Raw genomic sequence first — 26,672 nt, 5'->3', positions numbered from 1 at the left:
CTTGAACCTTGTGGAAGCGACGTTCATCGCACCGCCTCCGGAGTCTTGTCGGCTTCCATCACGCTAAGGAAGCGCGCGGTCAGCGGGTTGCGGGGATTGGAGAGCACCTCGTGCGCTGGCCCTTCCTCGATGATCGCGCCGCCGCTTAAGAAAGCGACGCGGTCGGCGACCTCGTCGGCGAAGCGGATCTGGTGGGTCGAGATGATCATGGTGAGACCGTCGTCGATGGCGAGACGGCGGATCACCTCCAGCACCTCGTTGACGAGCTCGGGGTCGAGCGCCGAGGTCGGCTCGTCCAGCAGCAGCACGCTCGGGTTCGGCGCCAGCGCACGCGCAATGGCGACGCGCTGCTGCTGGCCGCCCGAGAGATGCCGCGGCAGCGCGTCGGCGCGATGAGAGAGACCGACGCGGTCGAGCAGTTCGGTGGCGCGGCGATTGGCATCGATCCGGGTCATGCCATGGACCCAGCGCAACGGACCGGCGACGTTTTCCTTCGCCGACAGGTGCGCAAACAGGTTGAACTGCTGGAACACCATGCCGACGCCGACGGTCGCCCGCTCGTTGGCGATGGCCCGCGGCGACAGTAGCCTGCCGTCGTCGTCGAAACCGAGGCGGCGGCCGCCGACGCGCACGGTGCCTCCGTCCCAGCTTTCGAGATGGTTGATGCAGCGGAGCAGCGTGCTCTTGCCGGAGCCGCTAGGCCCGAGCAGCGCCACCACCTCACCCACGCGCACCGTGAGATCGAGGCCGCCAAGCACTTTCTGCGCGCCGTAGCTCTTGGTGAGGTCCTTGGTCTCTACCGCGATGTTGTTGCGCGCGATCGTCGCCGCACGCCGGGTACGCTCTTCACCCGTCAGCGCCAACGGCGGCGTGTCGGCAGGCTCGGCCTGCACGGGCTCAGGATCGGCGACAGTCGCCTCGGTGAGTTCGAGCTTGGTCGTGAGATCGACACGACGCCACGGCAGGTAATCGGCGAGCTTGCGCTGGCGGTCCTTGGTGCGATCGAGATCGAGCAGCCATTCGACGAAAAGCTGGATGACGCTGATGGCGAAGGTCAGCACGAGGTACAGCAAGCCCGAGGCGAAGAAGATCGAGAAGAAGTCGAAGGTCGAGGATGCGAGCTGGGTCGAACGCAGTGTCAGCTCCTGCACCGCGACGACGGAGGCAAGCGAGGAGTTTTTCAGCGCACTCACGGCTTCGTTGCCGAAGGCGGGGATCATGGTGCGGATGGCCTGCGGCGCGATCACCCGCCACATCAGAATCCGGGGCGTCATGCCGAGCGCCTGGCCGGCCGTCACCTGCCCGCGATCGACGCCGAGTACGCCGGCGCGCAACATCTCGGCGATGAACGGCGCCTCGTTGCAGGCGAGCGCGAGGCCGGCGGCCAGCACCGCCGGCAGCTTGATGCCGATATGGGGCAGCGCGTCGTAGGCAAACACCATCTGCAGGATCAGCGGCGTGCCGCGGAAGATCACGGTGTAAGCCCTGGCGATCGCCGCCAGGGGCCAGAAGCGGGAGAGCTGCATGCCGGCGAGGATCAACCCGAGGATCAATCCGCCGCCGAGCCCGAGGGCAGTCACCTCGAGGGTGAGCTCGATGCCCTCGAGCAGATACGGCATGCTCAGATAGTGAAGGAAGAGCGACATCAGTCGGCAGTCAGAATGTCCGGCTCCTTGAAATTACCCACATCGAGCTCATGCTTCTTCAGGAGCTCCATGTGCGTGCCGGCCTTCTGTACCTCGATCAGCGCGGCGAGCACGGCGTCGCGGAATTTCGGCTTGTCCTTGGGAACGGCGATGCCGACCGAATACGGGATCGTCACCGCGATCGCCTTCTCCAGCTTGTCCGGATAGGCCTTCACCGCACTGTCGACGGTGTTGACGTCGTTGACATAGGTATCGGCGCGGCCGGCGAGGATCGCCTGGATGCAGTTGGCGTTGTTGTCATAGAGCTGGATGGTCGGCTCGGCCTTGCCGGCCTTCTTGCATTCCGGGATCAGCGCCTGGATCAGGGGCACCTCGACATAGCCGGTGTTCTCGGCCGCCGCCGCGCCGCACATCGAGATGTTGATGCCGTTGATGCCCTTCGGGTTGCCCTTGGCCACAAGCACCCCGTCGAACACCTTCGAGTAGGTGATGAAGTCGGCCGCCTTGGCGCGTTCCTTGGTGGCGTAGATGTCGGAGATCACGATGTCGGCCTGGCCGGCGGCGAGCGTGGTCAGGAGCGCCGCGAACGTCACCGGCTTGTAGGTGAGCTTGAAGCCGAGGCATTCGCCGATGGCTTCGCCGAGATCGATGTCGAAGCCGATATATTTGTTGGGGTCTTTCGGATCGATCGTCTCATAGCCCGGCGTGTGCGGGTTGATGGCATTGACGAGCGTCTTGCCCTTCCAGTCCGGATATTTCTCCTGGAGCGCGGCGCAGGCGGCGGGCGCGGCGGCCTGCGCGCTCAGCGGTGCGGCTGCGACCAAGCCGACAGCGATGGTCGCGCCGAGCGCGACCTTGCGCCATGGCAGCGCGCGCGACATCCCCCGCGTCTGGGGCAATACCCGTCTTTCCATCTCCAGCTCCTTCCAATTGCCATGGCATTGGCCATGTTCCAGATCTCGGGAGCGAGCCTAGGTGGGGAGCGAACCGAAAAGCTTGTCCGCGGGCGTACAAAAAATTGGATGAACGGGGCCTGCGATTTGGGCAGGCGGCTGCACAAAAACTGTTCGCACGAAGCACCGCCGATGCGGGATTCCGAATTCGGGAGAACCAAATGATACCGGATCAAGCCGCAATCTGCGCGGTCGGGGAATCATTTGGAGGCGACTTGACGGAGATATGCCCCTCGAAAGACACGTCTGCTTTCAGCATCCGCAGCACGTCACGGCTATCCACAGCCTGTCCGCAGCATATCCACAGCCCGACTATGCCGGATTCGCGAGCCCGCGCGGGCCACTTGCTGCGCACAAATCCACAGACCGGTATGTCAGCCGCCAGCCTGGTCGAAGACGGTGCGGCAAGCCTCGCTCAAGCTCGAGCGGTTACGGCGCAAGCACGCTGTGATCGCCCGGACGTTCGGGATTTCGCCGGCGCAGAGCCGGTAGACGTCGGGGGTGCAGGCCCGGCGTTGTTCCGGCGTGCCCTGCTGCGCACTCGCGGCGGTGGCAAACAGCGTCAGGAACAGCCCGACCGTCGAGGCGCGACGCGCCCGGCTCCTCACACCCGCAAACCGCAAGAACCGCGCCTTCATGACCAGTCTCCTGTCTGCCCTGCTCGTCCGGTCCGCGCTGGCCGGTGTGTGCAAAGAGGTAGGAGGAATAAATCGCGCCGGATGTGATCTCTTTCACACTGGCCGCCGCCTGGAGACCCCTAAGGTTCCATCGGGGATTTTCAGGAATCGCTAACCAAACGGATCCCGATCGCCCGATCGTTAAAATGCGAACGATCGAGTCAATCGGGAAACAAACCGGCTTTGCGACAGTGCGCCATCCGCGTTCCGGAGGGTGTGATGAGCGAAGCCGAATTCAACGTGATGCTGGAAGCCGTCCGCGACGCCATGATCAATGAAGATTTCGCGCCCGCGCCGGAGGAGGAATTCGTGCCCCGCTCGTGGAGCTTTCACGCGACGCCCACGAAAAATTTAGCGGCCGCGAATGACAATGAGGGTGCCTGGCCCCTCGTGCCCTTTCCGGACGGCTGGTACGCCGCCTGCTGAGACCTTTTAGCCCGACATAATTGCGGGCCCCGGGGGCTCGCGATCAACTCTTGACGCTGTCCTCGTCGTCCTGCCGCGCCCGGTCGGGTGCGGCAGGCGGGAAGATGCTGTCATAGATCGCGCGCGCCTCGGCAATGAGGCGGGCCCGCTCCAGCTCGGACTTCGGGATAAATCGGACGATCTCGCCCACGTGTGCTCCAGCGCTCGATGGTTGGGACTGCATGCCTTCGCAGATGCGAAGTCTATGCCATCGGGCCTGAATCGCAGGTTTCCAACAAGCCCCGGGCAAACCCGGTGGGCGCGGGCCAGCCGGCTCCGTCCGCGTGAGCCGCGAAACGCGCGCCAAATCCCAATTTATGCTGGAAGATCAGAAGGTTGTGATGGAGGCCACGTCGGGACTCGAACCCGAGTAAACGGTTTTGCAGACCGGCGCGTAACCACTCCGCCACGTGGCCCCAACGAGGGCGGAGCAATATAGGGGATCATCAGTTTAGGCAACCCCGACCGGGCAGTTACGCCTTCGCAGCCCCGAGGTATCGAGCGAGAATCTCCTCGGTCGTGCCGACTGCGGTGATGCGCCCTTCCTGGAGCAGGATCGCCCGGTTGCAACGGCGCCGGCACTGCCTTGATGAGATGGCCGGAGGCCACGAAGATGTTGGAGCCCTCCTGGAGCGTCGTGGCGATGAGCGTCCAGAGGATCAGGCCGACCGCGAAAGGCGGCAGAAAGCCTGCGATATCCTGCTTGAACAGCGCGGCGTAGACCGTCCCGACGCTGACGATCGTCGCCGCTAGCGTCAGCGTGATCCAGAGTGGACCGATCACGGTGCGCCGATAGCGCAGCGAGATGTCCATCAGGGCGAGCGTGCCCCAACGATCGAACTGCACCGCCTGGGCCAGGATCTCCTTCGCTGCGCTCAGAATTCGGCTGCCCCTTCTGCTCCGGCCCGGTCGGACGGTCTGTATCTGCCCGCTCCCGGCGGGCAATCAACCGTACGGACGAGATCGGCTCACATCAGGACCGTTTGCCGCGGCGGAAATCGCGTCGCCGCCCTTTCGGCGCCGGCTTTGGTGCCAGTTCCGGCATCTCGGCCTGAACCTCGCGGTAGCGCGTCAACAGCCGTTCAAAGCTCGCGTTGAGCGTCTCGGCGATGTCGGGGCGCCGCTCGAGACCGGCCAGCAGCGTTGCGGCTGCCTCGATGGTCGACAGTCCGTCCTTGCGAGGCTCCTTGCGCAGCCGCCCGTAGCGCGACGGCTGCGCCGGATTGAGGATCACACGCTGGCATTTCAGCATCCAGGGATTGCGCCACCACAGCGCCTTGGCCTGGCTCCAGGTGCCATCGAGCAGCACCACGCCTTCGAGTTTGCCGAGGATGGCGCGCTGGTTGTCCGCGACCTCGCCCTTGCGGTCGAGCGCGACGATCTCGCCCTCCACGTCGAGGTCGGCGGCGCGGGCCGAGCCGAGATAGAGCACGGCCCAGTGCGAGGCGTTCTCGATCGGATGCCCGAGCGCCTTGGACAGGCTCGGCCAGGACAAGCCAACCCGCACGGTCGCATCGGCAAAATGCCTGGCCAGCAGCCGCGCCGTGCCGAGCGCCCTGTCCTGCTCCTGCGGATGCTGGAGGATCAGGAGCCCGAGGCCGTTCTCGATCGGCGTGACACTGTCGCAGATGCAGAGCGGCATCGGCTTCTGACAGTGCGGACATTCGGGAATAGACTCCGGCGCTGCGGCCGTAATTTCAGCTGGGTTCGACATGATCGCCGCTATACGCTTGAAGCGGCGCTGCAACAACCTATTCCGCCGGCGCCGCCAGTGGCTGCGGCTCGGACCGCCGGCGCAGGCGGTCGATCAAGAGGTAAATCACGGGTGTCGTGTACAGCGTCAGGATCTGCGAGACGAACAGGCCGCCGATGATGGTGATGCCGAGCGGGCGCCGCAGCTCCGTGCCGGGACCGGTCGCGACGACCAGTGGAATGCCGGCAAACAGCGCCGCCATGGTCGTCATCAGGATCGGACGGAAGCGCGCCTGGCAGGCCTCGAAGATCGCCTCTGCTGACGACAGGCCGCGCTGGCGCTCGGCATCGAGCGCGAAGTCGACCATCATGATGCCGTTCTTCTTGACGATGCCGATCAGGAGGATGATGCCGACAAAGGCGATCACCGTCAGGGGCGTGTTGGTGACCTGGAGCGCGAGCAACGCGCCGAGGCCTGCCGAGGGCAGCGTCGAGATGATCGTGAGCGGATGCGCGAGGCTCTCATAGAGCACGCCGAGCACGATATACATCGCCACCAGCGCGCCGAGGATCAAGAGCGGTTGACGCCCGCTGGTCTTGGCGAAATCGCCGGCATTGCCGTCAAAGCTGCCGCGGATGCCCTCGGGCATGTGCAGCTCGTCGACCGCGCGCTGGATGTTTTGGGTTGCCGCCTGGAGCGGCACGTCGGGCAGCAGATTGAACGACACCGTGGTCGAGGGCACCGACTGCGAATGATAGACCGCAAGCGCAGCGAGCCCGCGCGTCGCATGCACCACGGTGGAGAGCGGCACCTGCACGTCGTTGGCGCCGGCGACGTAGATGCGCTCGAGATTGGACGGATCGACCTGGAATTTTGGATCGATCTCCAGCACGGTCATGTACTGATTGCGCTGGGTGTAGATGATCGCGATCTGGCGCTGCGAGAAGGCGTTGTTCAGGGCGTTGTCGATATCCTGGACTTTGACGCCGAGCGCTGCAGCCTTCTGGCGGTCGATATTCAGTGTCAGCTGAAGGCCGCCGGGATCGCGGTCGCTGGAAATGTCGGTGATCCCTTCGACCGTCTCCATGCGCTTGGCGACGATCGGCGCCCATTTCTGGAGCAGGTCGAGATCGGTCGAGGCGAGCGTGTACTGGTAGTCGGAATCGCTCTGCCGGCCGCCGGCGCGAACATCCTGCGCGGCGAACATGAAGAGGCGGATCCCGGGCACGGGGAACAGCGCCTTCCGCAACCGGTCGATCACGACCTGGGTCGAAACGTGATCGCGCTCCTCCGGCGGCTTCAGGCTGATGAACATCGTGCCGCGGTTCGAGGTCGCAGCCCCCGGGCCCCCGCCTCCGCTGCCGACGGTCGAGCCAATGCCGGCCACAGCCGGATCCTGCATCACGATGTCGGCGAGGCGCTGCTGCAGCGTCAGCATCGACTGGAACGAGATGTCGGCGGATGCGCGCGTCGCGCCGATCACAAAGCCGGAATCGTCCGTCGGGAAATAGCCCTTGGGCACCTTGATGTAGAGCATCACCGTCAGGCCGATGGTGGCGAAGAACACCAGCAGCGTCAGCAGCGGGAACTCAAGCACGGCACGCAGGGTGCGGGTGTAGAACGAGACGATCCGCGACAGCGAGCCTTCGATCAGGCGGTCGAACAGCGTGGCGGAGCCCGACGTGGTCTGCCGGATATATTGCGCGCAGATCATCGGCGTGACCGTGAGCGACACCAGGGTCGACACCACGATCGCGAAGGTCAGCGTCAGCGAGAATTCGCGCAAGAGGCGGCCGACGATGCCGTCCATGAAGATCAGCGGCGTGAACGCCGCGATCAGTGACAGGCTGATCGAGACCACGGTGAAGCCAATCTGCTTGGCGCCCTCCAGCGCCGCTTCCATCGGCCGCATGCCATGCTCGAGATTGCGGAACATGTTCTCGATCATGACGATGGCATCGTCGACCACGAAACCGACCGAGATCGCCAGCGCCATCAGCGACAGATTGTCGATCGAGAAGCCCGCGACCCACATCCCGGCGCAGGTGCCGGCCAGCGCCAGTGGCACCGAGATGCCTGCGGCGATCGTCGGCGTCACCCGCCGCAGGAACACGAACACCACGACCATCACCAGCACGGCGGTTGCGAGCAGCGTCCACTGCATGTCCATCACGCTGGCGCGGATCGTGCTGGTGCGGTCGACCAGCGTGGAGACGTCGACGCCAGCCGGGATCCATTGCTTCAGCTCGGGGATCAGCGCCTTCACCCGGTCGACGGTGTCGATCACGTTGGCATCGCCCTGCTTGGTGATCTGGATCAGCACCGCCGGCTGCTTGTTGAACCAGGCGATCGAGCGCGCGTTGCGGACGCCGTCCTCGATATCGGCGACGTCGGAGAGCCGCACGAAATTGCCGTTCGTGCTCTTGATGACGATGTCGCGAAACTCCTTGGCCGTGCGCATCTGCCTGTTCAGCGACAGCGTCTCGCTCTGGCGCTCGCCGTTGAAGATACCGACCGGGCCGAGCGGGTTGGCGTTGATGATGGCGGTCCGGACATCGTCGGTCGCGATCCCCGCATTCGACAGAGCCACCGGGTTGAGCTGGATCCGCACCGCCGGCTGGTCGGCGCCCGACACTGTCACGTCGCCCACGCCCGGCACCTGCGAGATGCGCTGCGCCAGCACGGTATCGGCAACATCGTAGATGGCGCTGGCGGACAGCGTCTTGGAGGTCAGCGCCAGCACGAAGACGGGCGCGCCGGCGGTGTTGGCCTTGCGGAAGCGCGGCAACGCCGGCAAGTCGCTGGGCAGATCGACCAGCGCGGCGTTGATGGCGGCCTGCACGTCACGCGCCGCCTTGTCGATGTTGCGGCCGATGTCGAACTGGAGCTGGATGTTCGCCGTGCCGAGAGAGCTCGTCGACGTGATCTGGTTGATGCCCGCGATTTCACCGAGCCGCCGTTCGAGCGGCGCGGCCACGGTTGCGGCCATCACGGAAGGGTCGGCGCCGGGACGGCTCGCCGAGACGAAGATGGCGGGGAAGTCGACATTCGGGACTGAGGCGACCGGCAGGAACTCGTAGGCGACGCCCCCCAGCAAGAACAGCCCGATCGACAGCAGCGTGGTTGCTACGGGGCGGCGGATGAAGGGCTCCGAGATCGATGCCATCACTGCATCCCCTCGGTCGCGCCGGCCGCCGGCGGCGCGTCAGGCTCCGGCGGCGGCAACGCCTGCTCGAGGCGACGGTTGATGCGGTCGAGCGCGAGGTAGATCACCGGCGTGGTGTAGAGCGTCAGCAGCTGGCTCAACAGCAGGCCGCCGATGATGGAGATGCCGAGCGGAAAGCGCAGCTCGGCGCCGGTGCCGCTCTCGATCGCCAGCGGCAGGGCGCCAAACAGCGCGGCCAGCGTCGTCATCATGATCGGGCGGAAGCGCAACAGGCACGCCTGCACGATCGCCTCATGGGCCGGCATGCCCTGCCCGCGCTCGGCCTCCAGCGCGAAGTCGATCATCATGATCGCGTTCTTCTTGACGATGCCCATCAACAGAATGATGCCGATCAGGCCGATGACCGAGAGGTCCTGGCCGCACAGGATCAGTGCCAGGATGGCGCCGACGCCGGCCGATGGCAGCGTCGAGAGAATCGTGATCGGGTGGATGTAGCTCTCGTAGAGCACGCCCAGCACGATGTAGATCGTGATCACGGCGGCGAGCAGCAGCCAGGGCTGGCCGGCGAGCGCCTTGGCGAATTCGGCGGCGTCGCCGGCATAAACACCGACGATGCTGTTCGGCATCTCGACCCGGGTCTCGATCGCCTTCACCGCATCGACGGCGTCGCCGAGTGCTGCGCCCGGCGCGAGGTTGAAGCTGAGCGAGATCGCAGGGAATTGCGCCTGGTGCGAGATCGCGAGCGGCGCCGTGGTGCGTTTCAGCGTCGCCACCGCGTCGAGCGGGACCTGCGCGTTGGGCGCGCCGACGACGGAGCTGCTGGCGCCGCCCGGCAGATAGAGCTTTGACAGGATCGAGGGATCGCGCTGGTACATCGGCAGCGCCTCGAGCACCACGCGGTACTGGTTGGCCTGGCCGTAGATGGTCGAGATCTGCCTCTGGGCAAACGCGTCGTTCAGCGTGTCGGTGATGGCTTGCAGGCTGACGCCGAGCTGGCCGGCGCGGGTGCGGTCGACATCAAGCTGCGCGCGCAGGCCGCCTTCCTGCGCCTCCGAGGAGACGTCGCGGAACATGGGATCGCGCCGCATCTCGTCGACAAGCTTCTTTGCCCATTCCGACACCAGCGTCGCATCGGTGCCGGTGAGCGTGTACTGGTATTGCGAGCGGCTCGACTGGGTCGAGATCTGCACATCCTGCACTGGTTGGAAGTAGACGGTCATGCCGGGGATGCCGGAGACCTTCTCCTTCAGCCGGGCAATGACCACGCTGACATCGTCGCGCCGCTCGCCGCGCGGCGTCAAGCTCATGACGAGGCGGCCGACATTGGTGGTCGGATTGACCGAGCCCGCGCCGATCACCGAGACCACGCCGGTCACGTCAGGATCGGCCTTGATGGCGTCGGCGACTTCGGCCTGCCGCTTCTGCATCTCGCCGAACGACACGTCGGGACCTGCTTCCGTCACCGCCGTGATCGATGCGGTGTCCTGCAGCGGCAGAAAACCCTTTGGCGCGACGACATAGAGCACCAGCGTCGCGATCAGCGTGGCAAACGTCACGACCAGCGTGGTGCGCTGGTGCCGCAACACAACAAGCAGCGTGCGGTGATAGAATTCGACGGTGCGATCGATGAAGCGGCTGACAGCGGCGAGCCCCGGCACCGCGAATTCCTCATGGGCGTGCTTGAGCAGCCGCGAGCACATCATCGGCGTCAGCGTCAGCGAGACCACCGCTGATGTCACGACCGCGATCGTCAAGGTCAGCGCGAATTCGCGGAACATGCGGCCGACCAGGCCCGACATGAACAGCAGCGGGATGAACACCGCAATCAGCGACACCGTCAGCGAGATCACCGTGAAGCCGATTTCGCTCGCGCCCTTGAGCGAAGCGGTCATCGCGCTGTCGCCATTTTCCATGTGGCGGACGATGTTCTCGATCATGACGATGGCGTCGTCGACGACGAATCCGGTACCGATCGTGAGCGCCATCAGCGACAGATTATCGAGGCTGAAGCCGGCAAAATACATGATGCCGAAGCTGGTGATCAGCGACAGCGGCAGCGCCACGCCCGCAATCAGCGTGGCGCGCAGCGAGCGCAGGAACAAGAGCACCACCAGCGTCACCAGCACGACGCTGAGGATCAGCGTGAACTGCACGTCGTGGACGGAAGCGCGGATGGTGACGGTGCGGTCGGAGACGATGGTCAGGTGCACGCCGGCCGGGATCGCGCGCTGGACCTTCGGGATCTCGGCGCGGATCTGGCTGACGACGTCGATGACGTTGGCGCCGGGCTGGCGCTGGATGTCGATGATAACGGCGGGCGTGCCCTGGTACCAGCCGCCGGTGCGGTCGTTCTCGAGCCCGTCGACGATCTGGGCGACATCACCGATCGTGACCGGTGAGCCGTTGCGATAGGCGATGATGATCGGCCTGTAGGCGTCGGCGGCGGCGATCTGGTCGTTGGCCGCGATGATGTAGGATTGCTGCGCGCCGTCGAGCGAGCCCTTGGGTCCGGAGACGTTGGCGTTCGCGATCGCGTTGCGCAGATCCTCCATGGCGATGCCATAGGCCGCCAGCCGCGCCAGATCCGCCTGGATGCGCACGGCCGGCTTCAGCCCGCCGAGCACGGAGACACGACCGACGCCGGAAATCTGGCTGAGCCGCTGCGCCAGCAGCGTGTCGGCGATATCGCTCATGGCCCGGAGCGAGATCGTGTCCGAGCGCAGCGCCAGCGTCATCACCGGCGCGTCTGCCGGGTTCACCTTGGCGTAGGTCGGCGGATAAGGCAGCGTCTTTGGCAGCACGCCTGCGGCGGCGTTGATCGCGGCCTGCACGTCCTGCGTCGCGCCGTCGATGTCGCGGTTGAGGTCGAACTGCAGCGAGATCTGACTGACGCCGAACGAGCTCGTCGAGTTCATCGCCGTCAGCGACGGGATCTGGCCGAGCTGCCGCTCCAGCGGCGCGGTGATCAGCGAGGCGATCACGTCGGGGCTCGCGCCGGGCAGCTGCGTCGACACCTGCACGGTCGGGAAATCGACCTGCGGCAGCGCCGAGACCGGCAGCGCGAAATAGCCGAGCGCGCCGCCGATCAGCAGCGCTATGCCGAGCAGCGAGGTCGCGATCGGCCGGCGGATGAAGGGTTCAGAGACACCCATGAGATGCGCCTGCCGCTCAGGCGGCTGTTGTCGGGGTCATGGCTGCTTGGCTCCAGGTCCCGATGGTTGAGCCCCCGGCCCCGGCGCCGGGCCGGTCTGGCCCTTCTGGTCGCCCTCGCTGTTGCTCCGCTTGGCGCGGTGCTCGCCGTCCTTGCCTTGTCCGTCCTTGGCCTGACCATCCTTCTTCTGGCCATCCGGCGCGCGTGTGCGCTTGCGCGGGGCGAGGTCGGCCGATGGCGTCTGCTCGTCGCGGCCGATGACGACCTTGGAACCATCGGACAGATTGGCGAAGCCTGTTGTCACGACCCGGTCGTTCGGCGACAGGCCGCTCGCAATGACCGCGTCACGCTCGTTCTGCTGCGTCACCGTCACCGGCTTGGCCGAGACGATGTCGCCCTCGCCGATGACATAGCTGAACGTCCCGATCGGTCCACGCTGCACCGCCGATGTCGGCACCACCAGCGCCTGCGACAAGGTCTCGACCTTGAGGCGGACGTTGACGAACTGGCCGGGCCAGAGCTGGTAATTGGCGTTGGGGAATTCGGCCTTGAGCTTAAGCGTGCCGGTGGTCTGGTCGACCTGGTTGTCGATGCCGGTGAGCTTGCCGGTGTCGATCACGGTAACGCCGTCATTGCCGAACACGTCGACCGCAAGCGACCCCTTTGCCGCCGCCGCATTGACCCGCATGATCTGCTGCTGCGGCAGGCTGAACCACACCGCGATCGGCTGCAATTGCGTGATGACGACGAGGCCGGTGGTGTCGGCAGCGTGGATGATGTTGCCCTGGTCGACCTGACGCAGGCCGGCGCGGCCCGACAGCGGCGCCACGATCTTGGTGTAGCTCAGGGTTGCCGCGGCATTGTCGATTGAAGCCTGGTCGGCCTTGACCAGCGCCTCGGTCTGCGCGACCGCCGCGCGCTGGGTATCGGCCTGCTGCTTCGAGCCGGCATTGGAGGCCGCAAGCTGCTCGTAGCGCGTCAAATCGATGCGCTGGTTGGCGAGCTGGGCTTCGTCCTGGGCCTTCTTGGCGACGGCCTGGTCATAGGTCGCCTGATAGAGCGCCGGATCGATCTCGCCGAGTACATCGCCCTTCTTGACGTCCTGGCCTTCGGTGAACTTCACCGCGATCAGCTTGCCGTCGACCTGCGAGCGCACGGTGACCGTGTTGAGCGCACGGATCGCGCCGACGCCGTCGAGATAGACCGGCACGTCCTGAACCTTGGGCGTTGCCGCCAGCACCGGTACCGGCAGATCGGGGCGCTGCTGGCCGCGACCGCCGCCGGCCTGTTGCGGCTGCTGATGCATCACGGTCCAGCCGTAGTAGCCGAGGCCGCCGAGGATCGCGAGCGTGATCAGGGTCATGACGAAGCCGCGGCCGCGCGACTTTTTCGTCGTCCCCGCTTTCGCGTCCTGCTTCGTGTCCGGCTTAAAGAGCATTGACCGGTTTCTCCATTCGCGGCTCCCAGCCGCCGCCAAGCGCCTGATACAGGCTGACAATGGCTAGAAGGCGTGCGAGTTGCGCCTGTGACAGCGTGTCTTCGGCCTGGAACAGCGTCAGCTGGGTGTTGAGCACGGTCACGATATCGGCCGTGCCGGCGCGCAGCTGCTGCTCGGCGAGGTCGAAGGCGCGCCGCGAGGCGTTGACGACATCGCGCTGCAATTGCAGCTTGATCGTGGTCTGCTTGATCGAGAACAGCGCATTGTCGACGTCGGTAAAGGCCTGGACGATGGTCTTGCGGTAGGTCTGGAGCAACTCCTCCTGCCGCGCCTTGGCGTATTCGAAATTGCCGAGGATCTTGCCGCCGTCGAAGATCGGCTGGGTCGCGCTGCCGACCAGCTGGAAGAACGCCGCGTGCGGCTGGAACAGCGAGACCAGCGCCGAACTCTGATAGCCGCCATTGCCGGTGAGCTGGATGGTCGGGAAGAATTGCGCACGCGCATTGCCGATATTGGCCGTCGCCGAGGCAAGCTGCGCCTCCTGCCGGCGGATGTCCGGCCGCTGCGTCAGGAGCTCCGACGGCAGGCCGGGCGTGACGCGCGGGATCGCGATCCGGTCCAGCGAGCCGCCCGCGAGGCGCACGCTCTCCGGGGGCCGCGACACCAGCACCGCCAGCGCATTGGCGTTCTGGTCGAGCGTCTGGCGCAGCGGCGGCACCAGCGCCTTCTGGTTGGCCAGCACGCTCTCCTGCTGGGCGACGTCGAGATCGGTCCCGGTGCCGGCCTTGCGGCGCTCCCGGATGGCATCGAGGATGCGCTGGGCGCTGGCGATATTGTGCTGGGCGGTGCGCAGGCGATCCTGCGAGGACAGCACCTGGAAATAGGCATTCGCGACGGCTGCAAGCGTCGTCAGGGCGACGGTGTCGCGGTCGAAGCGGTTGGCGTTGGCGGTCTCCTCCGCCGTTTGCAGCGCGTCGCGGTTCTGGCCCCAGAAATCGAGCTGGTAGCTGGCGCTGAGCGACGAGGAGTAATTGACGACTTCACGGCCGCCATTGGTCAGGCCGGAAGCGCTCGAGCCGGATGTGCGTGAATACGTCTCCGATCCGCTTCCCGACAGGCTCGGCAACAGCGCCGCGCCCGCCTGGCGCGCCTGCGCGTCGGCCTCCACGATCCGCGAGACCGCGGCAGCGATGTCGAGATTGACGGTCTGCGCCTCTTCCATCAGTTGCGTCAGCTCCGACGAGCGAAAGCCGCGCCACCAATCCAGCGTCGGCGGCGCATCCGCCTTGCCGGCGTATTTGTATTGCGTGGGGACATCGAGCGCGGGATCGGGAAGGTCCTGGGTCAGCACGCAGGCGCCCGAGCCCGACGCCAGGCACACCACGGCGACCGCCCGCAGCGTTCGGGACGCAGACCCAAGGAATTGCCGCTTGGCGACGGCCGGAGCCCGCTGTGTCACATCCACCCCCTGCCCGGCAGATCACGCCGCCACCGCTCGGCCGGATTAGCCGATTCGCGGGCGGACGGCCGGAGGCCTTTCTGTAACTCGTTCACAGCGTGATGCTTTCTGCGGAGCCTGAATTTCATCCTAGCGGGGCGCGGAACTGCGGGACAGTCCCGCACTTGCGAAAAGCACACCCGACCGCACCCGGATATGGGCAACGAAAATACAAAAAACCACTGTCTCGCAGCGGCTTTTTGATTTGTCGCGCTATTCCGAAGCGCGTTCAAGCTTACCAAGATTTCATGTGATATTGCGGCCACACTGGCCGCGAGACCAGCGAAGGCCGCCTTTGCTCCACTGAAACCTGCGCCGCAACGCACCGTAGCTTGTTTCACACGAGGCAGGGGCACTTTCACACATGCGCATCGCGGTCATCGGAACGGGCATTGCCGGCAACGCGGCGGCCTGGACGCTTTCGCAGCGCTATCCGGTGACGGTTTATGACCGCGAGCTGCGCCCCGGGGGCCACAGCCACACCGTCACCATCGACTATCAGGGCACGGCGGTCGCGGTCGACGTCGGCTTCATCGTCTACAACGAGCTCAACTATCCCGACCTGACCGCAATGTTCGCCCATCTCGGCGTCGAGACGGTCACGAGCTGCATGAGCTTTGCCGTCTCAGCCGATCGTGGCCGTTTCGAATGGCGCGGCGGCGGCAATGACTGGCGGGAGACGGCGGCCGGCCTGTTTGCGCAAGCTGGCAACCTGCTCTCCCCGACCTACCTGCGGATGCTCGCGGAGATCCCAAAATTCGGCAGGCAAAGCGTCGACGATTTGCGCAACGGCCACCTGAGCGGACTGACGCTCGGCGACTATCTCCAGCAACGGCACTTCTCCAAACGGCTGCTGACCGACTATCTCGCACCGATGGGCGCAGCGATCTGGTCGGCCCCCGCAAACGAGATGCTCGACTTTCCGGCCGAGAATTTTGTCACTTTTTTCGGCAACCATCGCCTGCTGCACTACGACCGGCCGGTCTGGCGCACGGTCAAAGGCGGCAGCCAGCGCTATGTCGAGCGGCTCCAGGCCGCCTTCAAGGACAGCATCCGGCTCGGCTGCGCCGTCACGTCGGTCGAGCGGAGCACTCATGGCGTCGTCGTCCATGACAGCCACGGCGGGCGCGAGACATTCGACCATGTGGTGATCGCCGCCCACAGCGACCAGGCGCTCGCGATGCTGTCCGACGCAGACCCACGCGAGCGCGAGATCCTCAGCGAGATCGGCTATTCCCCGAACAAGATCTATCTGCATCGCGACGTCAGGCTGATGCCGAAGCGGCGGCACGCCTGGGCGTCGTGGAATTTCCTGCGCTGGCAGCGCGAGGGAGATGCGATGAACGACGTCGCTGTGACCTACTGGATGAACAACCTCCAGGGCATCGATCCCAGCAAGCCGCTGTTCGTCAGCCTCAACCCGCCGTTCGAGCCTGCGCCGGAGCTCACCTTCGGCCAATATCTCTGCGAGCATCCGCAGTACAATGCGGCCGCCTTCGCCGCACAGAAGCGGCTTGGCGAGATCCAGGGGCAGCGGCACATTTGGTTCTGCGGTGCCTGGACCGGCTATGGCTTTCACGAGGATGGCCTGCGCTCGGGCCTTGGCGTCGCCGAGGCGCTCGGGGCGACCGCGCCATGGCGCACGGCACCAGTCGAGCTCGCGGAGGCCGCGGAGTAGCGCGATGGAGACGAGAGCCCTTCCCGCGACCGATGCCGCCTCGCTCTATTTCGGGGACGTCATGCATGCGCGCCTGAAGCCGATGGGCCATCGCTTCAGCTACCGCGTCATGAGTCTTCTGATTGATCTCGGCCGGCTCGGTGAAGCCGACCGGCAGACGGCGCTGTTCGGCGTCAACCGCGCCGCGCTCTACAGTTTTCACGAGAAGGACCACGGCCCGCGCGACGGCTCCTCGCTGCGCGCCTATGCGGAGCGCTGCGCCGCCGCGCACGGCATCGACCTTAATGGCGGCCGGGTCGCACTGCTCTGCTATCCCCGCCTGCTCGGCTACGGCTTCAGTCCGCTCTCGGTCTATTTCTGCTATCGCGCCGGCGGCGAGCTGGCGCTGGTGATCTACGAGGTGCGCAACACTTTTGGTGAGATTCATCCGTACGTCCTGCCGGTACAGCCGGGCGAATGGAGTGAGGCCGGCCTGCGGCGGCAGCAGGAAAAGCTGTTCTACGTCTCGCCCTTCATGCCGATGGCGATGCGCTACCATTTTCGCGTATTGCCGCCGTCCGACACGGTCAAGCTGCGCATTCTGGAGACCCACCGCGACGGCCCGCTGCTCGCGGCGACCTTCAGCGGCCGCCGCCGCGCCCTGACCTCGCGCGCCCTGCTGCGATCGTTCGTCGCGCTGCCGTTCGTGAGCCTCAAGGTGATGGCGGCGATCCATTGGGAAGCGCTGCGGCTCTGGTTGAAGGGGGCACGGATGGTGCCGCGACCGGATACCGCAGAGCAGCGTAACGGCGAAACCACCTTGGCGGCCGGCAAATCCCACACTTATATTGTCAGTCGCTGACCGCATGCAGGGCGCGCTCGGGTCTGGCGAAGGGAAAGTTGGGCGCGGCCAGTTCGCGGTCGGACATTATCCGTTCAATTGATGGATTTTCCGATGTCGAATGCCATCTCGGTGACGCCAGAGAATGTGGACACAACGCTCGCCGATCTGCCACGCATCGTTCGCCTGGCGCTGAGCTTCGGGTCGCGACTGCGGCGCGGCACGCTCGACGTCACTCTGCCCGACGGCCGCGTGATCCGGCTTGGCGGTCACGAGCCGGGTCCGAGTGCAGCGATGCGCCTGCACAATTACAGCGTCGCCTCGCGCATGATCAACAGCGGCGACATCGGCGTTGCGGAGGCCTATCTCGCCGGCGATTGGGACACGCCGGACCTGACCCAGTTTCTCTACCTGTTCTGCGTCAACCACGATTTGATCCAGGCCATGCTGCGTGACAAGCCGCTGATGCGGTTCGTCCAGATGGTGCAGCACTGGTTCAACCGCAACACCCGCAGTCAGGCCCGGCGCAACATCCACGCCCATTACGACATCGGCAATGCGTTCTACTCGGCCTGGCTCGATCCGAGCATGACCTATTCATCCGCGCTGTTCGAAGAATCGACCACCGACCTCACGGCCGCGCAGACCAACAAATATCGCCGCCTCGCCGAAGCGCTCGACCTGAGGCCGGGCCAGAAGCTGCTCGAGATCGGCTGCGGCTGGGGCGGCTTCGCCGAATTCGCCGCCAAGACTTTTGATGCACGCGTCGTCGGCCTCACCATCTCGACCGAGCAGCGCGACTTCGCGCGCAAGCGCATTCACGAGGCGGGCCTCGCCGAGAAGGTCGATATCCGTCTGCAGGATTATCGCGACGAGCGGGATCGCTACGACCGGATCGCTTCGATCGAGATGATCGAGGCGGTCGGCGAGCAGTTCTGGCCGCGCTATTTCGCCCAGCTGCGCGACCGGCTGCTGCCGGACGGACTGGCCGGCATCCAGGCCATCACAATCCAGGACCGGCTTTTCCAGGGCTACCGGCGCGAGGTCGACTTCATCCAGCGCTACGTGTTTCCTGGAGGCATGCTGCCCTCGCCTGCGGTGCTGAAGTCGCTCGGGGACAAATTCGGCGTCCCGGTTATTCGCGAGCGCATCTTCGGGCAAGATTATGCCAAGACGCTCGCCACCTGGCGAAATAATTTTCGCGCGGCTTGGCCGGGGCTCGTGCCGCTGGGCTTTGACGACCGGTTCCGGCGGCTGTGGGAGTACTACCTCGCCTATTGCGAAGCCGGATTCCTCTCCGGCAATATCGACGTCCGGCAGGTCATCTTCGCAAAGCAGCAATAAAGAGTTTGCGCCCTCGCCTTGCAAGGGGTCGCTTGTAAGGCCGGCGACCCTACTTTAGGGTCTCGATGACTTCACGCATCCAGCCGGTAATTGCCTGACATGACCTTCAAAAACGACGTTGTCGAAGCCATCGGCAACACCCCGCTCATCAAGCTCAAGCGCGCCTCCGAACTGACCGGCTGCACCATTCTCGGTAAGGCCGAGTTCATGAATCCCGGCCAGTCCGTCAAGGATCGCGCCGGCAAATGGATGATCGAGGAGGCCGAGAAGCGCGGCGAGCTGAAGCCGGGCGGCCTCGTGGTGGAGGCGACCGCCGGCAACACCGGCATTGGGCTTGCGGTGGTCGCGAGCGCGCGCGGCTATCGCACGCTGATCGTGATCCCGGAGACGCAGAGCCAGGAGAAGAAGGACTTTCTGAAGCTGTGTGGCGCGGAGCTCCTGGAATCGCCGGCATTGCCCTATTCCAATCCGAACAACTACCAACATGTCGGCCGCCGTCTTGCCGACGAGCTGCGCAAGACCGAGCCGAATGGCGTGCTGTTCGCCGACCAGTGGAATAACCTCGACAATGCCAAGGCGCATTACGACTCGACTGGCCCCGAGATCTGGGAGCAGACTGGCGGCAAGGTCGACGGCTTCGTCTGCTCGGTCGGCAGCGGCGGCACGCTCGCCGGCATCAGCCGCTATCTGAAAGAGAAGAACAAGGACATCCGGATCGCCTGCGCCGACCCGCATGGCGCCGGAATGTTTGAATATTTCAGGACCGGCGAAGCCAAGGCAACGCCCGGCGATTCCATCACGGAAGGCATCGGGCTCGGCCGGAAAACCGCGATCGTCGAGAGCGCCAAGGTCGATGACGCCTTTCTCATTCCCGATGCCGAAGCTGTCACGGTGATCTACGAGCTGCTCCAGCACGAAGGCCTGTGCCTCGGCGGGTCGACCGGCATCAATATCGTCGGCGCGATGCGGCTCGCCAAGCAGCTCGGGCCCGGCAAGACCATCGTCACCATTCTCTGCGATTCCGGCAGCCGCTATCAGTCAAAGCTGTTCAACGCCGACTTCATGCGCGCCAAGAACCTGCCGGTGCCGGAATGGCTGGAGAAGCGCAGCAACATCAAGCTGCCGTTCGTCTAGCTCCGGGCTCTCGGCTCCAGGTCGTTCAGCTCCAGGTCGGACGCGCGCCTTGCGATACGCGCGCAAGGCGCTGGTCCGATGTCGACGGCTTGCTGGCTGCGCGCGCGGGCGGTTCGAAGGGATTGGTGTAAACGCCCTCGTCGACGGCGCTCGGCCAGAAGGTGAGCGCCAGCAGCAGAGCGAGATTGACCAGCCCGCCGACCATCGTGCCCTGATGCTCCCCGCCGATCGCCCAGGCCGGAAACCGGCCCGCCGCCACTTGGTCGACGATCATGAGCGCGATCCAGGCCGGGATCACGCAGACCGGATCCCAGCCGATGTCGCGGATGCGCATCGATTGCAGCGTGAAGGTCGCAAGCCCGAAGAACACCATCGCAGCGATGATGGCCCAGTTTCGGGTGAGGTCTTCGGGACGGACCATGCTCGGTGATGTCGTGCGCAGCACAGCCATCGCGATCCCAAAACAGATCGCGGTCATCACGATCGTCAGCGCGATCGAGGCCAGGAAGAAATGCAGGCGCCCGAGACGGGCATTGAGGCCGAACACGAAGCCGAGCATTTGACACACCCCCATTTATCGCCAGATGCGCAGAAAGAGCTTTCGGACGCGTGAAGCGCCGGGGTGTCGCTCGCGTCATAGTTGTTGGCTGGCGTCGGAATTGCGTAAAATTTTACGGGTTCACCGGTGCAAGGGTGGGCAAAGGCGCCCTTGCGCCGTGCCCACCATCTCGCCGCGCAGACAGAAATGGTGGGCACGCTGCGCTTTGCCCACCGCTACGGCACCGCCTACGGGGTCATCTCAGCACAATAGTCGCACCAGAACTGCCGTCACCGCAGGATCTGGCTCAAGAACAGTTTTGTGCGGGCATGCTGCGGGGTGGCGAAGAATTCGCTCGGCGTGTTGGCCTCGATGATCTGGCCGGCGTCCATGAACACCACACGGTTGGCGACTTCCTTGGCAAAGCCCATCTCGTGAGTGACGACCAGCATGGTCATGCCCTCCTCGGCCAAGTCGACCATGGTGTCGAGGACCTCCTTGACCATCTCGGGGTCGAGCGCCGAGGTCGGCTCGTCGAACAGCATCACCTTCGGATTCATGGTCAGCGCGCGCGCGATCGCGACGCGCTGCTGCTGGCCGCCGGACATCTGGCCGGGAAACTTGTTGGCCTGGTGCGGGATCTTGACCCGCTCCAGGAATTTCATCGCGGTCGCCTCGGCATCCCTCTTGGGGATGTTGCGCACCCAGATCGGCGCCAGCGTGCAATTGTCCAGCACGGTCAGATGCGGGAACAGATTAAAACTCTGGAACACCATGCCGACCTCGCGGCGCACCGCATCGACATGCTTGAGGTTGGGCCCGAGCTCGATGCCGTCGACGACGATCTCGCCCTCCTGGAACTCCTCGAGCGCATTGATGCAGCGGATCAGCGTCGATTTGCCAGACCCCGAGGGCCCGCAGATCACGATGCGCTCACCCTTGTTGACCTCGAGGTCGATGTCGCGCAGCACGTGAAACTCGCCGTACCATTTGTTGAGGCCGGAAATGTTGACGATTGGATCAGCGGACATGGTGGCCTCGATCAGTTGCGGCGGTGGGCGTTGAGGCGGTGCTCGACGAAGAGCGAATAGCGCGACATTCCAAAGCAGAAAATGAAGTAGATGATACCGATGAACGCAAATCCGGTGAAGGCGGTCGACGGCGTGGTCCAGACCGGATCGGCGAATGAGGCCCGCAGCGAGCCGAGAAGGTCGAATAGCGCCACGATCGAGACCAGCGAAGTGTCCTTGAACAGCGAAATGAAGCTGTTGACGATGGCAGGAATGACGTGCCGCAACGCCTGGGGCAATACGATCAGCGAGGTGGTCTTCCACCAGGACAGACCGAGCGCTGAGGCCGCTTCGCCTTGCCCGCGCGGCACCGCCGCCAGACCACCACGCAGGTTCTCGGCCTGATAGGCGCCGGTGAAGAGGGAAACGCCGATCAGCGCGCGCACCAGGCCGTCGACGGTGAAGTTGCCCGGCAGGAACAGGGGCAGCATGTAAGTCGCGAAAAACAGCACCGTGATCAGCGGCACCCCGCGCCAGAACTCGATATAGGTGATCGAGAAGATCCGGATCAGGGGAATGGTCGAACGCCGGCCGAGCGCCAGCGCAACGCCGATCGGCAATGACGCCACGATGCCGGTGATCGCGATGACCAACGTCACCAGAAGACCGCCCCACAGCCGCGTATCGACGATCGGCAAGCCGCCGTGATCGAGATCCATCAGCTTGATCACCGCCGCAATTCCGGCGAAGGTGGCGAGGCTGGCGATCAGTGGCCGCGAACCGGCGCGGGCGCCGCCGCCGAGCATGAACAGGATCGCCGATACGATCACCGCAGTGATCAGGAAGTCGAGCCAGAGCCCCTGTCCTGCCGCTTGCATCTGATCGCGCAGCCAAATGAGTGGAAAGATCACCCAGTGCAGCAACGTGCCGACCAGCGCGATGGCGCCGCCGATCGCCCAAAGCAGCGGCCCGGCGGCCGAAGCCTTGCTCAGACCGACCAGAACCTCACCGACTCCACTGATGCTGTCGGCGAACAATTGCAGGAGGCCCGCGACCCAGCTCACGCCGAAGCCGGTGATGCCGCCGCCATGCAGCAGGAAGAATGCGACCGCGGGAAAGGCGAAGAAGAATAGCCCGGCATTCGACCCCTTGGCCGGCAGCCGCGGAATGAGCAGCGGCAAGAGCAGCGCTGCGCCCAGCGCGAAGGTCAGGTTGACCCGCCAGCGTTCGGCCTCGGGATAGAAGCCGTAGAAAAGCTGCGTGGACTTGGCCTGGATAAAGGGCCAGCAGGCGCCGACCGGATGGCCGGCATTCTCGGCGAGGCAGGCCGTGCGATCCTTGCCGCTCCAAACTGCATCGACCAGCAGGAACTTGATGGTGGGAATAAGGGTGTACCAGATCAGCAACAGGCCGAGGATCGTCAGCAGGATATTGGTCGGCGAGTTCAAGAGGCGCGTACGCACGAAGCCGAGAAAGCCGGTGGTCTTGACCGGCGCCGGGCGCTCGGCGACCAGATCCTCACGAACGAAGGATGACGCGGTGATGTCGGTCATGCGCCGAGGCTCCGGTTCAGGCGCCAGCCGTAGATGCTCATGACGGCGCTGGTGAAGAGCGAGATCAGGAGGTAGACACCCATCGTCGTGGCGATGATCTCGATTGCCTGGCCCGTCTGGCTCAGCGACGTGCCGGCCCATACCGACACGAGATCAGGATAGCCGATGGCCACGGCGAGTGAGGAATTCTTGGTCAGGTTGAGGTACTGGTTGGTCAGCGGCGGCACGATCACGCGCATCGCCTGTGGCACCACGATCAGCCGCAACGCGGTGCCGCGGCTGAGACCCAGCGAAGATCCCGCCTCCATCTGTCCCTTGTGAACGGACTGGATGCCGGCGCGCACGATCTCGGCGATGAAGGCCGCCGTATAGGTCGACAATCCCACCGTCAGTGCGACGAGTTCCGGAATGATCCGCGCGCCGCCGGCGAAATTGAACCCCTTCAGCTGCGGAAATTCGAACGAGAAAGGCAGACCGAACACAAGCATCGTGACGAGCGGCAATCCGACGAGCAATGTCAGCACGTACGGCCATATCCGGATCACGCGGCCTTGAGCAAACAGCGCCCGTCGCGCGTAGCCGCGCAACACCAGCGACGCGACGAGACCAAGCGCCAGCATGGCAAGGAATGGAACAAGGCCGGGCTGAGCCAGCGGTGACGGCACGATCACGCCGCGATTGTTGAGGAAGAAGGCGCCGAGGATCGAAACGCTCTGCCGCGGATTGGGCAGCGCCGCGAGCACCGCCAGGTACCAGAACAGGATCTGGAACAGCAGCGGCAGGTTGCGGATGGCCTCGACATAGAGACCGCCGACGCGCGACACCAGCCAGTTGGGCGACAAACGGCAGAGCGCGACGACGAAACCGATCACGGTGGCAAAGAAGATACCGACCACCGAGACCAGCAGCGTGTTCAGGACGCCGACCACAAAGACGCGGAAGTAGGTATCGGACCCCGAATAGGGAATCAGGGTCTGATTGACGTCGAAGCTGGCGCTGTTTTGCAGGAACCCGAAGCCCGCGGCGATGTGCTGGGTTTCCAGGTTGGTACGGGCGTTCGATATGATCTCATAGGCAATCCAGGCCAGGATCGCGCCAAAGAAAAGCTGGACGGCGACGCCGTTCCAGCCTGCCTTGCCACCGAGCGCGCGCCTCAGCTTCAGCGCGATCTGCGGTGGCGGTTTCCGGGCCTCGACGCCCATCGGCGCAGCCTGCGGCTTGCCGGTCAGCGGATGGGCGGCGCGTATTGCAGGCCGCCCTTGGTCCAGAGACTGTTGATGCCGCGTTCGATCTTAAGCGGCGAGCCGGCGCCAACATTGCGATCGAACGATTCTCCGTAATTGCCGACCGCCTTCACGATCCGGATCACCCAGTCCTTGGTGAGGCCAAGCTGTTCGCCGAGATTGCCGTCAGTGCCAAGCACCCGCTTCAGCTCCGGCTTGTCGGATTTCGCCATCTCGTCGACGTTCTTCTGGGTGATGCCGAGCTCTTCGGCCGTGACCATCGCAAACAGCGTCCATTTCACCACGTCGAACCACTGATCGTCGCCGTGGCGCACCATCGGACCCAGCGGCTCCTTCGAAATGATCTCGGGCAGCACGACGTGATCGGCGGGATTCGTCAGTTTCAGGCGGCTGGCATAAAGTCCGGATGAATCGTCGGTGAAGACGTCGCAGCGCCCCGATTCGTAGGCCTTGACCGCTTCGTCGATCGTGCCGAACGCGATCACCTCATACTTCATGTTATTGGCTTTGAAGTAATCAGCAAGGTTCAGCTCGGTGGTGGTGCCGGTCTGCACGCAGACCGAGGCGCTGTTCAGTTCCAGCGCGGAGTTCACCTTGAGCGACTTCTTCACCATGAAGCCTTGCCCGTCATAATAGGTGACGCCGGTGAAGTTGGCGCCAAGCGACGTGTCGCGCGAGACCGTCCATGTGGTGTTGCGCGACAGCACGTCGATCTCGCCGGATTGGAGCGCCGTGAAGCGGTCCTTGGCTGACAGCGGCACGAACTTGACCTTGGTCGGATCGTTCAAGACCACCGCCGCAATGGCGCGGCAGACGTCGACGTCGAGCCCGGTCCAGTTGCCCTTGTCGTCGGGCGAGGAGAAGCCCGGCAGGCCCTGGCTGACGCCGCAGGACAGCGTGCCCCGGTCCTTGATGGTCTTGAGCGTTTGCGCATCGGCGGCCTGGGCAGAGAGGCCGGCGGCGAGAGCAAGAGAGAGAGCCAGGGTTACGCGTTTCATGGGCTTCAAGCCTTTCAAAGTCATCTCAAGGTCGGGAACGGTGTCTCTGCCAGGGTTTAGCCTTGCAAGAGTCATGCTGGAAAACCTTGCCGAACACTCGCCGATGCTGGGAGGCCATACCTTAATCCTCGCCGCAGGCGCCCGCCGTTATGGCTGTGGCGCAAGGTCCGGTCAGACGATGGATCGAAGGTCGCGGCAGGCCCCTCAACATGCGGCGACTGAATAGCACCTGCGCATCACAGAACGACTGGCGAGCCGGGTCAAGGGGTTGACGGGACTCTTCTGTGTTCTGTTATTAACGTCAGTGGCCTCCAGGCCGCCCGACCGCGCGATCCGCGCCCGGCGGAAACGCTTTTTTGAAAGCAGACGCATGGATTCCTCGCACCCCGCACAGCAGCACGCCGAAACCCGGCTGGTCACCTCCGGCCGCGACACCAAGGCGCAGAAGGGGTTCGTCAATCCGCCGGTGTTCCACGGCTCGACCGTGCTCTATCCCACCGCCGAGGACCTGCACGCCCATCGCGGCGAGTTCACCTATGGCCGCCACGGCAGCCCGACCACCCGGGCGTTCCAGGATACGCTGATGGCGCTGGAGGGGCCGCAATGTGCCGGCGTCGGCATCGTGCCGTCGGGGCTGTCGGCGATCTCGACCACCCTGCTCGCGGTCTTGAAGACCGGCGACCACATCCTGGTCTGCGACAATGTCTATCGTCCCACGCGCAATTTCTGCAACGGCATGCTGGCCCGCCTTGGCATCGAGACCAGCTATTTCGATCCGCTGATCGGGGCCGGCATCGAGAAGCTGTTCAAGCCCAACACCCGTGCGGTGCTGGTCGAGGCGCCGGGTTCGCAATCGTTCGAGATGCCTGATATCCGCGCCATCGCCGAGGTCACGCATGCGCGCGACGCGCTCGTGATCGACGACAACACCTGGGCGACGCCGCTCTATCACCGCTCACTCGAGCAGGGCGTCGACATCAGCATGCAGGCCGCCACCAAATATATCGGCGGCCATTCCGACATCATGTTCGGCACCATCTCGGCCAACGCCAAGGCCTGGCCGCAGATTACCGAAGGCATCCGCCTGCTCGGCGTCTGCGCCGGCCCCGACGACGTCTTTCTCGCGCTGCGCGGCCTGCGCACACTGTCAGTGCGGCTCGCGCAACATCATCGCTCCGGCCTCGACATGGCGCGCTGGCTTGCGGGCCGGCCCGAGGTCGCGCGCGTCCTGCATCCGGGGCTCGAGACCGATCCGGGCCATGCCATCTGGAAGCGCGACTTCACCGGCGCCTCAGGCCTGTTCAGCGTCGTGCTGAAGCCGGCTCCGCAGAAGGCCGTCGACACCATGCTCAACACGCTCAAGCTGTTCGGGATGGGCTTTTCCTGGGGCGGCTTCGAGAGCCTCGCGATTCCCTTCGACTGCAACGATTATCGCACGGCGACGAAATGGGCGCCCGGCGGCCCGACACTGCGACTTCATATCGGGCTCGAGAGCACCGACGACCTCAAGGCCGATTTCGATCGCGGCTTCGCTGCCCTCAAAGCGGCAGTGTGAGCCTGCTCAGAAGGCATTTCGCCTTGGGAACGAGCAAGGACCGCAGGCGTTAACGACGACGCGCCAACAAAGGGTTTAATCCGCTGGCGTTTGGCGCTAGCCTATCCCTTC

21 protein-coding genes and 1 tRNA gene are annotated in these 26,672 nt (G+C 64.7%); 6 read left to right on the top strand and 16 right to left on the bottom strand.

Features of this window, described 5'->3' with window-relative positions; all coding sequences use genetic code 11:
• Positions 1-23: 23 nt before the first annotated feature.
• The 3 genes from V1280_RS05755 to V1280_RS05745 form a co-directional block, all read right to left on the bottom strand.
• Positions 24-1,646 carry an amino acid ABC transporter permease/ATP-binding protein gene (locus V1280_RS05755; protein WP_334520230.1) on the bottom strand — a complete coding sequence of 541 codons (1,623 nt, stop codon included), beginning with the start codon at positions 1,644-1,646 and terminating at the stop codon, positions 24-26.
• Positions 1,646-2,527, bottom strand: coding sequence for an ABC transporter substrate-binding protein (locus V1280_RS05750; protein WP_334538185.1), 882 nt, complete (start codon positions 2,525-2,527; stop codon positions 1,646-1,648). Before V1280_RS05750 ends, V1280_RS05755 begins: the two co-directional genes overlap by 1 nt.
• 446 nt (positions 2,528-2,973) lie before the next feature.
• Complete coding sequence (locus tag V1280_RS05745) at positions 2,974-3,237, bottom strand: hypothetical protein (protein WP_283043958.1); 264 nt, start codon at positions 3,235-3,237, stop codon at positions 2,974-2,976.
• A 258-nt stretch (positions 3,238-3,495) separates the two neighbouring features.
• Between V1280_RS05745 and V1280_RS05740 the strand changes: the two genes are divergently transcribed.
• The gene (locus V1280_RS05740; protein ID WP_334520221.1) at positions 3,496-3,702 is read left to right on the top strand and encodes a hypothetical protein; all 207 of its coding nucleotides are present in this window, start codon (positions 3,496-3,498) and stop codon (positions 3,700-3,702) included.
• Between the two features lie 43 nt (positions 3,703-3,745).
• Here the strand turns inward: V1280_RS05740 and V1280_RS05735 are convergent, their stop codons facing one another.
• The 8 genes from V1280_RS05735 to V1280_RS05705 form a co-directional block, all read right to left on the bottom strand.
• A complete protein-coding gene (locus tag V1280_RS05735) occupies positions 3,746-3,892 on the bottom strand; it encodes a hypothetical protein (protein WP_187436614.1) in 147 nt (48 codons plus the stop codon).
• A gap of 191 nt (positions 3,893-4,083) precedes the next feature.
• A tRNA-Cys gene (locus V1280_RS05730) sits at positions 4,084-4,157 on the bottom strand.
• Between the two features lie 57 nt (positions 4,158-4,214).
• Positions 4,215-4,295 (bottom strand): imidazolonepropionase-like domain-containing protein, encoded by an 81-nt coding sequence (locus V1280_RS46715; RefSeq protein ID WP_442895220.1) that lies wholly within the window; start codon positions 4,293-4,295, stop codon positions 4,215-4,217.
• Positions 4,296-4,714: 419 nt separating this feature from the next.
• A complete protein-coding gene (locus V1280_RS05725; RefSeq protein ID WP_334520216.1) occupies positions 4,715-5,455 on the bottom strand; it encodes a tRNA-uridine aminocarboxypropyltransferase in 741 nt (246 codons plus the stop codon).
• Between the two features lie 37 nt (positions 5,456-5,492).
• Complete coding sequence (locus V1280_RS05720; RefSeq protein WP_334520213.1) at positions 5,493-8,600, bottom strand: efflux RND transporter permease subunit; 3,108 nt, start codon at positions 8,598-8,600, stop codon at positions 5,493-5,495.
• Positions 8,600-11,752 (bottom strand): efflux RND transporter permease subunit, encoded by a 3,153-nt coding sequence (locus V1280_RS05715; protein WP_334520210.1) that lies wholly within the window; start codon positions 11,750-11,752, stop codon positions 8,600-8,602. The genes V1280_RS05720 and V1280_RS05715 overlap by 1 nt, the downstream gene beginning before the upstream one ends.
• Before the next feature lie 36 nt (positions 11,753-11,788).
• Entirely contained in the window at positions 11,789-13,189 is a 1,401-nt protein-coding gene (locus V1280_RS05710) for an efflux RND transporter periplasmic adaptor subunit (protein ID WP_334520207.1), read from the bottom strand.
• Complete coding sequence (locus V1280_RS05705) at positions 13,179-14,654, bottom strand: efflux transporter outer membrane subunit (RefSeq protein WP_334520204.1); 1,476 nt, start codon at positions 14,652-14,654, stop codon at positions 13,179-13,181. Before V1280_RS05705 ends, V1280_RS05710 begins: the two co-directional genes overlap by 11 nt.
• Before the next feature lie 397 nt (positions 14,655-15,051).
• Between V1280_RS05705 and V1280_RS05700 the strand changes: the two genes are divergently transcribed.
• The 4 genes from V1280_RS05700 to V1280_RS05685 all read left to right on the top strand — a co-directional run bounded on the left by V1280_RS05700 (position 15,052) and on the right by V1280_RS05685 (position 19,663).
• Positions 15,052-16,365 carry an NAD(P)/FAD-dependent oxidoreductase gene (locus tag V1280_RS05700; RefSeq protein WP_334520202.1) on the top strand — a complete coding sequence of 438 codons (1,314 nt, stop codon included), beginning with the start codon at positions 15,052-15,054 and terminating at the stop codon, positions 16,363-16,365.
• A gap of 4 nt (positions 16,366-16,369) precedes the next feature.
• Positions 16,370-17,206 carry a DUF1365 domain-containing protein gene (locus tag V1280_RS05695; RefSeq protein WP_334520200.1) on the top strand — a complete coding sequence of 279 codons (837 nt, stop codon included), beginning with the start codon at positions 16,370-16,372 and terminating at the stop codon, positions 17,204-17,206.
• Positions 17,207-17,299: 93 nt separating this feature from the next.
• Positions 17,300-18,529 (top strand): cyclopropane-fatty-acyl-phospholipid synthase family protein, encoded by a 1,230-nt coding sequence (locus V1280_RS05690; protein WP_334520197.1) that lies wholly within the window; start codon positions 17,300-17,302, stop codon positions 18,527-18,529.
• 99 nt (positions 18,530-18,628) lie between these two features.
• Entirely contained in the window at positions 18,629-19,663 is a 1,035-nt protein-coding gene (locus V1280_RS05685; RefSeq protein WP_334520194.1) for a cysteine synthase A, read from the top strand.
• A gap of 25 nt (positions 19,664-19,688) precedes the next feature.
• Here the strand turns inward: V1280_RS05685 and V1280_RS05680 are convergent, their stop codons facing one another.
• The 5 genes from V1280_RS05680 to V1280_RS05660 all read right to left on the bottom strand — a co-directional run bounded on the left by V1280_RS05680 (position 19,689) and on the right by V1280_RS05660 (position 25,006).
• Entirely contained in the window at positions 19,689-20,222 is a 534-nt protein-coding gene (locus V1280_RS05680) for a hypothetical protein (protein WP_334520191.1), read from the bottom strand.
• A 269-nt stretch (positions 20,223-20,491) separates the two neighbouring features.
• Complete coding sequence (locus V1280_RS05675; RefSeq protein ID WP_334520189.1) at positions 20,492-21,232, bottom strand: amino acid ABC transporter ATP-binding protein; 741 nt, start codon at positions 21,230-21,232, stop codon at positions 20,492-20,494.
• An 11-nt stretch (positions 21,233-21,243) separates the two neighbouring features.
• Positions 21,244-22,764 (bottom strand): amino acid ABC transporter permease, encoded by a 1,521-nt coding sequence (locus V1280_RS05670; protein WP_334520187.1) that lies wholly within the window; start codon positions 22,762-22,764, stop codon positions 21,244-21,246.
• A complete protein-coding gene (locus tag V1280_RS05665; RefSeq protein ID WP_334520182.1) occupies positions 22,761-23,966 on the bottom strand; it encodes an amino acid ABC transporter permease in 1,206 nt (401 codons plus the stop codon). The genes V1280_RS05670 and V1280_RS05665 overlap by 4 nt, the downstream gene beginning before the upstream one ends.
• A 23-nt stretch (positions 23,967-23,989) precedes the next feature.
• A complete protein-coding gene (locus V1280_RS05660) occupies positions 23,990-25,006 on the bottom strand; it encodes an amino acid ABC transporter substrate-binding protein (RefSeq protein ID WP_334520179.1) in 1,017 nt (338 codons plus the stop codon).
• Positions 25,007-25,376: 370 nt separating this feature from the next.
• Between V1280_RS05660 and metC the strand changes: the two genes are divergently transcribed.
• Complete coding sequence (gene metC, locus V1280_RS05655; RefSeq protein WP_334520176.1) at positions 25,377-26,561, top strand: cystathionine beta-lyase; 1,185 nt, start codon at positions 25,377-25,379, stop codon at positions 26,559-26,561.
• Positions 26,562-26,672 lie beyond the last annotated feature (111 nt).

Source organism: Bradyrhizobium sp. AZCC 2230, from assembly GCF_036924495.1.
GTDB classification, from domain to species: domain Bacteria; phylum Pseudomonadota; class Alphaproteobacteria; order Rhizobiales; family Xanthobacteraceae; genus Bradyrhizobium; species Bradyrhizobium rifense.
Note: the sequence above shows the minus strand (reverse complement) of the source record. Positions and strands in the feature narration are given on the sequence as shown.